This is a genomic window from Pseudomonas sp. PDM20 (assembly GCF_014852575.3).
Lineage (GTDB): Bacteria > Pseudomonadota > Gammaproteobacteria > Pseudomonadales > Pseudomonadaceae > Pseudomonas.
The window spans coordinates 1,974,456-1,987,628 of sequence record NZ_CM181224.1 but is presented as its reverse complement, the minus strand read 5'-3'; the positions used below and the strand labels follow the sequence as shown (position 1 = coordinate 1,987,628).

Below are 13,173 nucleotides of genomic sequence, written 5' to 3'. Positions count from 1 at the left end.
AGGGCGCCCGGCGCGCATCTTTCAGGTGAACGCCAACGGCACGGCATGCCCCCAAGTTCCTCACGGAACGCGACGAAATGCCAACTGATCATCCGCTGGTGCGCCGAGTAAGATGCGGTTCCCAGACTTCAGCGAGCCCCGTCCGTGAGCAGCACCCTCCCCTTCGGCACAGGCGATACCTCCTACCAAGCCGCTGGCGGCATCGACGGCCTGCGCCGCCTGGTCGACGACTTCTACCGGCTGATAGACGAACTCCCGGACGCGGCCGACCTACGCCGTATGCACCCGGAAAACCTGGAACAGTCTCGCGACAAACTGACCTGCTTCCTCAGCGGCTGGCTGGGCGGCCCAAGGCTGTTCCGTGAAAAATACGGCTCCATCTCCATCCCGTCCTTCCACGCCCAATGGCCGATCGACGAAGCCCGCAGCGCCGCCTGGCTGAGCTGCATGGAGCGCGCAATTGCCCTGCAGCCCTTCTCGCTGGAGTTCGCCGAATACCTGCTGACGCAACTGCGCGTGCCGGCACACCGGGTGGTGCAAGCGAGCCAGACGCGGTACGGCTGAGCCACCTCCACCACCTGCCCGGCCTTTGCCCACCCGAGGTTCCTTTTGGCCGATGTCTGCCCGTCGTGACGGGCAGACATCGGCCAAAAGCGGCCCCCTCACATCAGGCGACTTTCGATCTCAATCGGCCCCTAACGATTAAATTAAGGGGTAGCGGAACGCGCTTCCAACGAACGATTTGAGCGCATTGTTAGCCCTTCAAATGTTTGACCATTAAACGCTCAAGCAATAAAACGGAGCTCTCGAAGTTTAAGCTTCGCTCGTTTCCTTTTGATTTTGTGTCGAAGACATCTCGGCGTAGCATCATAGAGAAATCTTTGTCGACGGACTTAATATGGCTAGATTTTTCTTCGATAAGAGCCTCTATTGACGCTCGAAGTCTTATGATGTGCTGCATGAAGTCTTTTGTTGCGCCGACTACATATTTTTCCAGCAAGATCTCTGCCTCGATCATGTTTAATTCGATTTCTTCTATCGTAGGAGAGAAAGGCTCCCAGCGTTTTTGAATACATGAGCATAGCCATTTTCTTCTTGCTCGGGAGTTCTGTCTGGCGATGCGTCTTTATATTCGACAGGGAATTCATGTGAAAATATTAGAGGTGATCTTACTGATGCAATGTATTGTCTAGCCTTATACACAGACCGCATCAGGCCTCTTGCAGCATCAAATTCAGCCCTTCCTTTGAGCTCAGATCTCCATGTGTTAACTCCTATTGCGGCGGTTATCGCGCCTGCGCTGGCTGCGATGGCTGTAATAATTTCCGCTAATGATGAGTCGGGCACAGAAACCCCTAGCGGCTAACGTTTAGTTAAGTGGCCGACTTTAGCCGGTCCCGAGCGAGCGAAGCGAACGACTTGAACCGTTTGTTAGATGCATACTGCCAGGCCTTCTAGAGCCTCATAGCTAGCATGAAGGTCATGAAGGAAATCCTCAGCTAACCCCGGCAGGCCGTAGATATAAGTATCTCTACTTACGATATTGAATAGCTTGTAATTTTTCATACTGCCAATGCGCCCTGTGGATACGGGTTTAAATGGCCTACTTCTAATTATATTATTATTAAGACATTTTTCTTCAATAAAATTGTATTGATCGGCTGTTAAGTCAATTGCAGTTTTTTTGTACTCGAGCCAGTAATGGGATATTGCATCATCCCCACCATGATTGATGGCTCTTCCGCTAACGCCATATATGACAATAGACGGCCATTTTTGCAAGGCATGATAAGTAAACAGCAAGGAAGATAGCTTGCAGTTCATGACCGGAAAATCCTCCGTAATTAACCGGATATTCGCTTTTTTGGAACACTCCAACTTGAGTCTGAATTTTTTCGCTTCAGTGACTACTTCGCTTATGTCTGGCTCGGCCATGATTCTATGCACCTATCGATTAAGCTAAGGGGCCGGCTTTAGCCGGTCCCGGCGAGCGAATTGTTAGAGGTTTGCTCAAAGCGAGCGGTAAGAATTTTTAATTAATAGTGCGCACCAATAATTGTAATGACTGTTACAGAAGAGCCGCGCTTTGGCTTTTTCTTTGTAGTTGAATTGTAGTAGCCAACAGCCTGGACCAATTCTGGACGGGTCAGCGCTCGGTAAGCCATTACATGATAAGTAATATCTTTGGCCGAATCTTTAATCGAGTTGCGTACAGAAGGTGCTTCCATTTCTACCTCTAACGATTAAGCTAAGGGGCCGGTTTTGCCGGTCCCGGCGAACGAAGTTGCGCTTTGAGCGTATTGTTAGAAAATGCCCAGCTCGGAAAGTAGTTTCTTGGCGGTAATTTTAGAGCCTAGCTTGTTAATTGCGTCAGCTGCTGCGTTGTAGGCTCTGATTTTCATTGCGTCGGTGTTACCTTTTGCATCGACGTCATAGCCAAGCTCTTTTAGTACTCTGACTTTAAAGCCAAAACCATCCCACCCTGGGCCACCTAGCGAAGAGAGCGCTCCTTCAATTTTCAGATGATTTGGTAGCGGGCCTTCGACTCTGTACAGATCTTCAATATTTACGTGCTCGAGCATAAATTTTCCTAGGAGGTTCCTAAGGTTTGGTTAAGGGGCGGGCTTTAGCCCGTCCTAGTGAGCGAAGCGAACACTTTGAACCATCTGTTAGCCTTTGGAGGCCAGTAGAAGATTTAGCTTTTTATGGAACTCCATTGCATTGGAAATTGATAGGGCTAATCCCGAGCCAAAAATAAATATAGCTAGGCCGACATATATCCAGACTGAAAGATTAAGTATTAGCACTACATTTGCGACGCCAAGTATTAGCAGAAATGTAAGTGAAATTATTGCTAGTAAAATAGCCAACTGACCAGCAAGGCTCCTCCAGTGACTTGAGTTGCTTTCGTTTGCTGGCACAGGCAGCAGCATGCTTAGGTAATGAAATGAGAAACAGCCGCCCCAAAAGAATACTGCGAATCTTGAGAATGCAGCCTCATCAAGACCTCTCATGTCGGTTAGGCTTATCGCGTATAAAAGCGCGCTTGTAAAGAGCACGTACATGAGAATTACAAACCGTTTTAGGGCTTCGTATTTGTTTGTCATGCGCATACCTAGGGCTAACTATAAGTAGGCGACACATGCTGGGTGATTTTTTACGTCACTTATGTCGCATAACGTTCCTTGTCGCCCTGTCAGTCCTTCATCAGCTAGCAAGGCGCGGTTGAAACGCGACATGGGGCAGGGAGAAAAAGCGACATGGCCTACATGGAGATTACGAAGTCGCTAGCAGTGTGTCCATCGCCTGGTTTGGCCGGTTACTGCAGTTCGTGACAAGGCTTCAGCCACCTTACTCGAGGAGCCGCTTCTGGCTGATTGCTGCCTGTCGCGAAGAGCAGAAAAGGGGAAGATGCACCCGCCCCGCCAAAGAGCAGAGTGTTGTTGCCTATCTGCGCAGCAATCCTATTACCCCTGTGAGCTCGCCCCAAGCCAGTCAGCAAATGCATCGCCCCCATCCAATGCCTGAAGGGGCCAACTCACCATCAAAAGAAGGGAGATAGCACTCCAAAATCTCGGGTGGGGCAAAAAGTGGGGCAAAAAGTGGGGCAAAATTCAGAAGCGCCACAAAAGCATCAGGCATAAAAAAATCCAGTCACCGCTAAGTGACTGGATTTTCTAGGGATTTTTGGTCGGGACGGAGTGATTCGAACACTCGACCCCTTGCACCCCATGCAAGTGCGCTACCAGGCTGCGCTACGCCCCGACGTTGCTTCCAAGTTCCCTCAGAAGCGGCTCGCACTATACTCCAAGCATTTGCTTTGGAGAAGTGCTTTTTTCATTTTTTTCAGTTACTTGCGCAGCACATGCAGCACATCTTCCAATTCGGCGATCATCTGCCGGATCAGTTGCTTGTACTGGGTGGCGTCCTCGCGGGCTTCATCGCCGGTAAGGCGCTGACGGGCTCCACCGATGGTGAAGCCCTGATCGTAGAGCAGCGCACGGATCTGGCGAATCATGAGCACGTCCTGGCGTTGATAGTAGCGCCGGTTGCCCCTTCGCTTGACCGGGTTGAGTTGCGGGAACTCCTGTTCCCAGTACCGCAGCACGTGCGGCTTCACCGCGCAAAGGTCACTGACTTCACCGATGGTGAAATAGCGCTTGCCCGGGATGGGGGGCAACTCGTCGTTATGACTTGGTTCCAGCATAAGCTTCAACCCTGGCCTTCAGTTTCTGCCCTGGACGAAAGGTGACGACGCGCCGGGCTGTGATCGGGATTTCCTCTCCCGTCTTCGGGTTGCGTCCGGGACGCTGGCGCTTGTCGCGCAGATCGAAGTTGCCGAAACCCGACAACTTCACCTGTTCGTTATGCTCCAGCGCCTGGCGGATCTCTTCAAAGAAGAGCTCCACCAGTTCCTTAGCTTCCCGCTTATTCAGGCCCAGCTCTTCGTACAGACGTTCAGCAATTTCAGCTTTCGTCAGAGCCCCCATACGCTACTTCCTTAACGTGGCGTTGAACCTTTGTTCCAGCGAGGCGACGATATTCTGCGTAGTCGCGTTCACCTCGTCATCATTAAGAGTGCGTGATGGATGCTGCCAGGTCAAGCCAACGGCCAAGCTTTTTCTAAGCGGATCAATGCCTTTACCGTGGTAGACGTCAAAGAGCCTGAGGTCCGTCAGCCATTCGCCCGCCGTTTCACGGATATTTGCCAGGACGAATTCGGCCGGGGTATCCAGATCGACGATCAGCGCGAGGTCACGGCGCACTTCGGGGAAGCGCGACAGCTCGCTGAATTTCGGCAGGCGGCCCTTGGCGACTTCGGCCAGTACCAGCTCGAAGACGTAGACCGGGCGATCCAGGTCCAGCGCCTTGGCCAGCTCCGGGTGCAGGGCGCCCAGGTAGCCGACCAGCACGCCATCGCGTTCGATCTTGGCGGTCTGCCCCGGATGCAATGCCGGGTGTTCGGCCGGGGAGAAGGTGAAGGCTTCGAGGGCGCCGGCGTTACCCAGCAGCGCCTCGACGTCGGCTTTCACGTCGAAGAAATCGACGCTCTCGCGGCCGTTGGCCCAGCCTTCCGGCTGACGGGCACCGCAGACGACGCCAGCGAGCATGTTTTCCTGCACCAGACCTTCCAGCTGGCCGACGAAGCGCAGGCCGCTTTCGAACAGACGCACGCGGGTCTGCTGGCGGTTGAGGTTGTGCTGCAGGGACTTCACCAGACCCGGCCAGAGCGAGGCGCGCATGGCGGCCATGTCGGCGGAGATCGGGTTGGCCAGCATCAGCGGCTCGACACCAGGGTGGAACAGCTGGAACAGCTTGGGATCGATGAAGCTGTAGGTGATGGCTTCCTGGTAGTCGCGCGCGACCAGCAGGCGGCGCAGTGCCGGCAGCTCCGCCTGGGACTCGGACTTGGTGTTCGGTGCCAGGCGAGCCTGCGGGTAGCGAACCGGCAGACGGTTGTAGCCGTACAGGCGGCCCAGCTCTTCGATCAGGTCAACTTCGATGGAGACGTCGAAGCGATGGCTCGGCACACCCACGGTCCAGGCATCGGCACCGGCCTTCTGGACGTCGAACTCCAAGGCAGTGAGCAGACGCTCGATCTCGGCGTTTTCCAGGGTCATGCCCAGCATCTGGGTGACGCGCTCGGCACGCAGGGTGACCGGTGCGACCTTCGGCAGATCGGCTTCGCTGGCTTGCTCGACGATCGGGCCAGCTTCGCCGCCAACGATCTGCAGCAGCAGTTCTGTGGCGCGCTCCATGGCGCGACGGGCCAGCTGCGAATCCACGCCACGCTCGAAGCGGTGCGAGGCATCGGTGTGCAGGCCGTAGGAACGGGCCTTGCCGGCGACGGCGATGTTGTCGAAGAAGGCGCTTTCGAGGAACAGGTCGCGGGTCTTGGCGCTGACGCCGCTGTGCTCGCCGCCCATCACGCCGGCAATGGCCAGGGCGCGTTCGTGGTCGGCGATCACCAGGGTATCGGCACGCAGGGTGACTTCCTGACCATCGAGCAGAACGAGCTTTTCGCCCTCCTCCGCCATGCGCACGCGCACGCCACCTTTGATCTCGTCGAGGTCGAAAGCGTGCATCGGCTGGCCCAGTTCGATCATCACGTAGTTGGTGATGTCGACGGCGGCGTCGATGCTGCGGATGTCGGAACGGCGCAGGCGCTCGACCATCCAAAGGGGGGACGGCTTGCTCAGGTCGACGTTGCGGATAACGCGGCCGAGGTAGCGCGGGCAAGCCTTGGGCGCCAGCAGCTCGATGCTGCGAACCTCGTCGATGCGCGGGGCAACGGCATTGACCACCACCGGCTTGACCTCGGCGCTGTACAGCGCGCCGACTTCGCGAGCGAGGCCGGTCAGGGACAGGCAGTCGCCGCGGTTCGGGGTCAGGCCGATCTCAATGGAGGCGTCGTCCAGCTCGAGGTAGTCGCGCACGTTGGCGCCCACCGGCGCATCTGCGGCGAGCTCCATCAGGCCGGCGTTCTCTTCGCTGATTTCCAGCTCTTTGGCCGAGCAGAGCATGCCGTTGGATTCAACGCCGCGCAGCTTGGCTTTCTTGATCTTGAAGTCGCCCGGCAGTTCGGCGCCGATCATGGCGAAGGGGATCTTCAGGCCCGGGCGCACATTGGGCGCGCCACAGACGACCTGGAAGGTCTCCGAACCGTTGCTGACCTGGCAGACGCGCAGCTTGTCGGCGTCCGGGTGCTGTTCGGTCGACAGCACTTCGCCTACGACCACACCGCTGAACTGGCCGGCAACCGGGATCACGGCGTCGACCTCAAGGCCGGCCATGGACAGACGAGCGACCAGCTCGTCGCGCGATACCTGCGGATTTACCCAGCTCCGCAGCCACTGTTCACTGAATTTCATCCTGCTCTCCTAAATGCGTTGACGGTCGTGCGGGCTAGCGGAACTGGCCGAGGAACCGCAGATCGTTGTCGAAGAACAGGCGCAAGTCGTTCACGCCATAGCGCAGCATGGCCAGGCGCTCGATCCCCATGCCGAAGGCGAAGCCCTGGTATTTCTCGGGGTCGATGCCCGACATGCGCAGCACGTCGGGGTGGACCATGCCGCAGCCCATGACTTCCAGCCAGCCGGTCTGCTTGCAGACGCGGCAACCCTTGCCGCTGCAGAGCACGCACTGGATGTCGACTTCCGCCGAAGGCTCGGTGAAGGGGAAGAAGGACGGACGGAAGCGGACTGAGAATTCCTTCTCGAAGAAGGCGCGGAGGAATTCCTCGATGGTGCCCTTGAGGTCAGCGAAGCTGACGTCTTCATCGACCAGCAGACCTTCGACCTGGTGGAACATGGGCGAGTGGGTCAGGTCGGAGTCGCAGCGGTAGACGCGGCCCGGGCAGACAATGCGAATCGGCGGCTTCTGGTTTTCCATGGTGCGGACCTGTACCGGCGAGGTATGGGTGCGCAGCAGCATGTTCGCATTGAAGTAGAAGGTGTCGTGCATGGCACGAGCCGGGTGGTGGCCCGGAATGTTGAGCGCTTCGAAGTTGTGGTAATCGTCTTCGACTTCCGGCCCCTCGGCCACTTCATAGCCGATGCGGGTGAAGCACTGCTCGATGCGCTCTTTGGTGCGGGTGACCGGGTGCAGGCCACCGGAGGACTGGCCACGGCCCGGCAGAGTCACGTCGATGCGCTCGGCAGCCAGCTTGGCGGCGAGGGCGGCGCCCTCAAGCTCAGCCTTGCGGGCGTTCAGCACATCCTGAACCTTTTCCTTGGCGACGTTGATCAGCGCACCGACCTTGGGGCGCTCTTCGGCCGGCAGGTCGCCCAGGGTCTTCATGACCTGGGTCAGCTCGCCTTTCTTGCCGAGGTAGTGAACCCGGATCTGCTCCAGGGCGTTGACGTCTTCGGTGTTCCGCACGGCGTCCAGGGCCTGCGAGACCAGCGCGTCCAGGTTTTCCATGTACCAACTCCAGATACAAAATAGGGGAAGAGCGGTAAGGCTCTTCCCCTATCGGTGACGTTACGTCCGGACCGAGATCCGGTAACTGTCGTGGGGCTTAAGCCAGGCTGGCCTTCGCTTTCTCGACAATCGCGGTAAACGCCGCTTTTTCGTTCACAGCCAGATCGGCCAGGACTTTACGGTCGATCTCGATGGCCGCCTTTTTCAGGCCAGCGATCAGACGGCTGTAGGACAGACCGTTCTGACGAGCACCAGCGTTGATACGGGCGATCCACAGGGCGCGGAACTGACGCTTGCGCTGACGACGGTCACGGTAGGCGTATTGGCCGGCCTTGATTACCGCCTGTTTGGCAACACGGAACACGCGCGAACGCGCGCCGTAGTAGCCTTTTGCGAGCTTCAGAATCTTTTTGTGACGACGACGGGCAATCACGCCACGCTTAACACGAGCCATTTATTTATCCTCTACCAGAAATCAACGCAGACGCAGGGAGCGCGCTACACGGCGAACGTCGGAAGCAGCGAGCATCGAAGTGCCGCGCAGCTGACGCTTACGCTTGGTGGTCATTTTGGTCAGGATGTGGCTCTTGAAAGCGTGCTTGTGCTTGATGCCACCAGCAGTCACTTTGAAGCGCTTTTTGGCGCCACTCTTGGTTTTCATCTTTGGCATGTTTGGTACTCCGCATTCGTTAACAACTGATAACCATCAGGCCTGCCAGTGCCCGGGAGGTTATTTACGCTTCTTGGGAGCGATGACCATCATCAGCTGGCGTCCTTCCAGCTTAGGATGCTGTTCCACGGTGCCGACTTCGGCGAGGTCGGTTTCGACTCGCTTCAGCAGCTCCATGCCCAGCTCCTGGTGGGCCATCTCACGACCACGGAATCGAAGCGATACCTTGGCCTTGTCCCCTTCATTAAGGAAACGTACCAGGTTGCGTAGTTTTACCTGGTAATCCCCTTCTTCCGTCCCTGGACGAAACTTGATTTCTTTGATCTGTTGCTGGTGCTGGTTCTTCTTCGCAGCAGCGGCTTGCTTCTTCTTCTCGAAGAGGTGCTTGCCGTAGTCCATGATGCGGCAGACAGGGGGCACCGCATCAGCAGAAATTTCCACCAGGTCCAGCTTGGCTTCGTCAGCCAGACGGAGAGCCTCATCGAGGGAGACCACACCAATCTGCTGACCGTCAGCACCAATCAGGCGAACCTCACGGGCGGTGATGTTCTCGTTGATCGGCGGTTTCGGGACAGCCCGCTTATCCTGTCTCATTTCACGCTTAATAATGATTACTCCGAGTCTTGGCGACCACGCCGGGAAACCGCCTGAGCGAGCAGCTCAGCGAACTGGGCGACCGGCATCGAGCCGAGGTCTGCCCCTTCGCGCGTACGTACGGCGACGGCCTGCGATTCAACTTCTCTATCGCCGATAACCAGCAGATAGGGAACCTTGAGCAAAGTATGCTCGCGGATTTTAAAGCCAATTTTCTCGTTTCTCAAGTCAGACTTGGCACGGAATCCGCCTTGCTCGAGCTGACGCACCACTTCTTCAGCCCATTCGCCCTGCTTGTCAGTGATATTCATCACTACTGCCTGGGTCGGTGCGAGCCACGCCGGGAACAGGCCGGCATAGTGCTCGATGAGCATGCCGATGAAGCGCTCGAAGGAGCCTAGGATCGCGCGGTGTAGCATGACCGGGCGGGTACGGCTGTTATCCTCGGCGATATAGCTGGCATCCAGACGCTCCGGCAGGTTCGGGTCGTACTGCAGGGTGCCGCACTGCCAGTTACGGCCGAGGCAGTCCTTCAGGGTGAACTCGATCTTCGGACCGTAGAAAGCCCCCTCCCCCGGCTGGTATTCCCACTCCAGGCCGGATTCGTTCAGAGCGTCGGCCAGCGCACTTTCGGCGCGGTCCCACAATTCTTCGGAACCGACTCGCTTGGCCGGACGAGTGGACAACTTCATGGAAACATCGGTGAAGCCGAAGTCCGAGTAGACCTGCAGGGTCAGCTTGATGAAGTCGGCCGCTTCCTTCTTCACCTGTTCTTCGGTGCAGAAGATGTGGGCGTCGTCCTGGGTGAAGCCACGCACGCGCATGATGCCGTGCAGCGCGCCGGACGGCTCGTTGCGGTGGCAGGCACCGAACTCGGCAAGACGCAGCGGTAGGTCGCGGTAGGATTTCAGGCCCTGATTGAATATCTGCACGTGACATGGGCAGTTCATCGGCTTGACCGCGAAGTCACGGCTTTCCGACGAAGTGGTGAACATGTTCTCGGCGTAGTTGGTCCAGTGGCCGGAGCGCTCCCAGAGGATGCGGTCGACGACCTGCGGGGTGCGGACTTCCACATAACCGTGGTCGCGCTGCACCTTGCGCATGTACTGCTCGAGCACCTGGTAAACGGTCCAGCCGTTCGGGTGCCAGAAGACCATGCCAGGAGCTTCTTCCTGGAGGTGGAAGAGGTCGAGTTGCTTGCCGATGCGACGGTGATCGCGCTTCTCGGCTTCCTCGATGCGCTGGATGTAGGCAGCCAGTTGCTTCTTGTCCGCCCAGGCGGTGCCGTAGACGCGCTGCAGTTGCTCGTTCTTCGAGTCGCCACGCCAGTAGGCACCGGAAATCTTGGTCAGCTTGAAGGCCTTCAGGAAACGAGTGTTCGGCACGTGCGGGCCGCGGCACATGTCCACGTACTCCTCGTGGAAGTACAGGCCCATGGCCTTCTCGTCCGGCATGTCGTCGATGAGGCGCAACTTGTATTCCTCACCACGAGCCTTGAAGGTCTCGATGACTTCGGCACGCGGCGTCATCTTCTTGATGACGTCGTAGTCCTTCTCGATCAGCTCGGCCATGCGCTTTTCGATCGCAGCCATGTCTTCCGGCGTGAAGGGGCGCTCGAAGGCGATGTCGTAATAGAAGCCTTCGTCGATCACCGGGCCGATAACCATCTTGGCGGTCGGGTACAGCTGCTTGACCGCATGGCCCACCAGGTGAGCGCAGGAGTGGCGGATGATTTCCAGCCCGTCCTCGTCCTTCGGGGTAATGATCTGCAGGGTCGCGTCGCTGTCGATGATGTCGCAGGCATCGACCAGTCGGCCGTTGACCTTGCCGGCCAGGGTGGCTTTCGCCAGTCCCGCGCCAATGGATTGCGCCACCTCGGTCACGCTGACCGGATGATCGAAGGAACGCTGACTACCGTCGGGAAGAGTAATGATGGGCATGGCGCCTCCTCTCCTAGTGGTGACCCCTACGAAAGGCCACATGGGTTGGGATGTGCCAGTAAGCGTCGCCCGCCGGGTAAGCCTGCCTCACAGTGGCAGGCGCCTTGTCGGCACCCTGCGCATTCGCGCGCGGACGTAGATCACTGGAAGAAATCGAAAACCTGCCCGCAAACGATAGCGGGCAAGGCGTGGGATGTTACTGCAAGTTAAGGAAGCTGACGAGCGGCAAGCCTGACTTCGCTCAGTACTGCTCGACAAATTCCAACACGCTGCGATTGAACGACGCAGGGCGGATCACATTCATGCCGTGGGACGCACCAGGAATCGTCACCGAGCGCGCATCCACCAGTGTCGATTGCAATGCCTGGATGATTCGCGGAAACGGCTCCGGACTTTTTGCCCCGCCGATCAGCAATACCGGCAACTGCAATTGCAGGATCTGCTCATGTCTTATAGGCACGGGATGATCGGCGACCTGCCCAACCAATGTCATGGCATTAGCTGTCGCCATTTCGCGGAATTGCCGGGAAGACCGCGACCAGACTCCCGCACCACTGACAGTATCGACGAAGAGTTGCAGCCCCTCTTCCACCGCCCCTGCTCGAATCATCTCCAGCGCCTGCTGACGAAACTGATTACGCGCCACGGGAGATACTGGCGCTTCGATATTTACCCCCGCAAAAACATCATCGGCAAAGTCGCCGCCGGGATCGGCGAGCGTCAACGAGAGCAATTTCTGCGGAGCCGCCAGCGCCACACGCAGACAGATATTACCGCCCCGCGAATGCCCCAGCAGATGAACCGGACCGGGCAACTGATCGAGCAACGCCAACAGATCATCGACATGCTGCTGCGTTGTAAAACCCGGCCCCGCGCCATCCCACTGCTCGGGAAAATAGTGGCGCAGGCTGGGCACCAACACACGATAACGGGCAGACAACGCCTGAACCTGCCCCTGCCAGTAGCGGTAGTCACAGAGTGACCCATGCACAAGCAGCAGCGGCACGCCCTGCCCGGCGACCTGGCACGTCAGTTCATAATCATTGACCCGGTATTGCACTATCTCGTTATTCATCCAGCACTCGCACGCAACGCACCACAATAAAGCACACAGATTTCGCAGGGGTTATTGATCGACAAAAAATACCGCCACACCCTTTAGCCTGGGCATTATCCCTCATTGATCAATTAATCGACCAACCCTTCATGCGCCCTTAACATTTAAAGCGTGCCTCCCAATCGCAACAATTCATATATTCAGTTGACGCGAACAATCACAAGAACACAGAATCGCGCCGTACTAATCACCCTGCATACGGGAGCACCCAGATGTCCAAACTTGCGGAATTCCGCGAAGCCGAGCGCAAACTCCAGGAACAACTCGCCCTGCTCGAGAAACTCAAGAGCGATGGCGGCCTGAAGAAAGAACTGGAGTTCAAGGATCAACTGCAAGCCTTGATGGACCAGTACGGCATGAACCTGCGCAACGTCATCAACATTCTCGACCCGCAGAATTCCACCGAGCCGGCTGCCGCACAACAGCCGCGCCGCACCCGCCAACTGAAGGTCTACAAGAACCCGCACAACGGCGAGACCATCGAGACCAAGGGCGGCAACCACAAGACCCTGAAAGCCTGGAAACAACAATACGGTGGCGATACCGTGGAATCCTGGCTGCAGTAATGCTGATGTTCCGCGGAGCGCTCCCGCTCCGCGGAATCTCTCCCTCGCTCGGCGACTTCTGACAGACGGCTGTATAAAAACTAGCCATCGTTAGAAGAAATCCTTATACTGGCTGACAGCGAGCACCAAACCCAAGGTCGCCCCTCCCAGCACTCCCTACCTGATCCAGGGCAGAAGCTGGGCTCTACAGGGCCACGGCCAGCGCATCCTCCGCATCGATTCCAGAGCACGCCAACCGCGCCAGGAACATTTGCCCGAGCGATCAGCGCCCCACGTCAGATCCTCTGCTTTCACCCAACATCGCAGCCTGACGCGAACAGACCCTCAAGTTTCCAATCGCTGCCATATTCCGGTCATACGTTT

16 protein-coding genes and 1 tRNA gene are annotated in these 13,173 nt (G+C 57.3%); 2 read left to right on the top strand and 15 right to left on the bottom strand.

Annotated features, from left to right (window positions below):
• Nucleotides 1-144: 144 nt before the first annotated feature.
• On the top strand, nt 145-564 hold the full coding sequence (locus IB261_RS09440; RefSeq protein WP_192382105.1) for a group II truncated hemoglobin: 420 nt from the start codon (nt 145-147) through the stop codon (nt 562-564).
• Between the two features lie 190 nt (nt 565-754).
• On the opposite strand, the gene IB261_RS09435 is transcribed toward IB261_RS09440, so the two are convergent.
• From IB261_RS09435 to IB261_RS09365, 15 genes are all read right to left on the bottom strand, one after another.
• On the bottom strand, nt 755-1,018 hold the full coding sequence (locus IB261_RS09435) for a hypothetical protein (RefSeq protein ID WP_192382103.1): 264 nt from the start codon (nt 1,016-1,018) through the stop codon (nt 755-757).
• A 413-nt stretch (nt 1,019-1,431) separates the two neighbouring features.
• Nucleotides 1,432-1,935, bottom strand: a complete 504-nt coding sequence (locus IB261_RS09430) for a hypothetical protein (RefSeq protein ID WP_071537465.1) — start codon at nt 1,933-1,935, stop codon at nt 1,432-1,434.
• 101 nt (nt 1,936-2,036) lie between these two features.
• Nucleotides 2,037-2,228, bottom strand: coding sequence for a hypothetical protein (locus tag IB261_RS09425; protein ID WP_126633096.1), 192 nt, complete (start codon nt 2,226-2,228; stop codon nt 2,037-2,039).
• A gap of 75 nt (nt 2,229-2,303) precedes the next feature.
• Nucleotides 2,304-2,582: a helix-hairpin-helix domain-containing protein gene (locus IB261_RS09420; RefSeq protein ID WP_124122237.1), complete on the bottom strand. Its 279-nt coding sequence runs from the start codon at nt 2,580-2,582 to the stop codon at nt 2,304-2,306.
• Nucleotides 2,583-2,669: 87 nt separating this feature from the next.
• A complete protein-coding gene (locus IB261_RS09415) occupies nt 2,670-3,107 on the bottom strand; it encodes a hypothetical protein (protein ID WP_124122238.1) in 438 nt (145 codons plus the stop codon).
• A gap of 581 nt (nt 3,108-3,688) precedes the next feature.
• Nucleotides 3,689-3,765, bottom strand: a tRNA-Pro gene (locus IB261_RS09410).
• An 85-nt stretch (nt 3,766-3,850) separates the two neighbouring features.
• On the bottom strand, nt 3,851-4,207 hold the full coding sequence (locus tag IB261_RS09405) for a MerR family transcriptional regulator (RefSeq protein WP_015476661.1): 357 nt from the start codon (nt 4,205-4,207) through the stop codon (nt 3,851-3,853).
• On the bottom strand, nt 4,188-4,490 hold the full coding sequence (gene ihfA / locus IB261_RS09400; protein WP_003090661.1) for an integration host factor subunit alpha: 303 nt from the start codon (nt 4,488-4,490) through the stop codon (nt 4,188-4,190). The genes IB261_RS09405 and ihfA overlap by 20 nt, the downstream gene beginning before the upstream one ends.
• A gap of 3 nt (nt 4,491-4,493) precedes the next feature.
• A complete protein-coding gene (gene pheT, locus IB261_RS09395) occupies nt 4,494-6,872 on the bottom strand; it encodes a phenylalanine--tRNA ligase subunit beta (protein ID WP_192382101.1) in 2,379 nt (792 codons plus the stop codon).
• 34 nt (nt 6,873-6,906) lie between these two features.
• The gene (pheS, locus tag IB261_RS09390; RefSeq protein WP_024763164.1) at nt 6,907-7,923 is read right to left on the bottom strand and encodes a phenylalanine--tRNA ligase subunit alpha; all 1,017 of its coding nucleotides are present in this window, start codon (nt 7,921-7,923) and stop codon (nt 6,907-6,909) included.
• Between the two features lie 97 nt (nt 7,924-8,020).
• On the bottom strand, nt 8,021-8,377 hold the full coding sequence (gene rplT, locus IB261_RS09385) for a 50S ribosomal protein L20 (protein WP_003099086.1): 357 nt from the start codon (nt 8,375-8,377) through the stop codon (nt 8,021-8,023).
• Nucleotides 8,378-8,398: 21 nt separating this feature from the next.
• On the bottom strand, nt 8,399-8,593 hold the full coding sequence (gene rpmI / locus IB261_RS09380) for a 50S ribosomal protein L35 (RefSeq protein WP_017516491.1): 195 nt from the start codon (nt 8,591-8,593) through the stop codon (nt 8,399-8,401).
• 60 nt (nt 8,594-8,653) lie between these two features.
• On the bottom strand, nt 8,654-9,205 hold the full coding sequence (gene infC / locus IB261_RS09375) for a translation initiation factor IF-3 (protein WP_174824622.1): 552 nt from the start codon (nt 9,203-9,205) through the stop codon (nt 8,654-8,656).
• Nucleotides 9,205-11,127, bottom strand: a complete 1,923-nt coding sequence (thrS, locus tag IB261_RS09370) for a threonine--tRNA ligase (RefSeq protein ID WP_192382099.1) — start codon at nt 11,125-11,127, stop codon at nt 9,205-9,207. The genes infC and thrS overlap by 1 nt, the downstream gene beginning before the upstream one ends.
• A 241-nt stretch (nt 11,128-11,368) precedes the next feature.
• Complete coding sequence (locus tag IB261_RS09365) at nt 11,369-12,202, bottom strand: alpha/beta fold hydrolase (protein WP_192382097.1); 834 nt, start codon at nt 12,200-12,202, stop codon at nt 11,369-11,371.
• 254 nt (nt 12,203-12,456) lie between these two features.
• Between IB261_RS09365 and IB261_RS09360 the strand changes: the two genes are divergently transcribed.
• Nucleotides 12,457-12,810, top strand: a complete 354-nt coding sequence (locus IB261_RS09360; protein WP_081518110.1) for a histone-like nucleoid-structuring protein, MvaT/MvaU family — start codon at nt 12,457-12,459, stop codon at nt 12,808-12,810.
• Nucleotides 12,811-13,173: the final 363 nt, after the last annotated feature.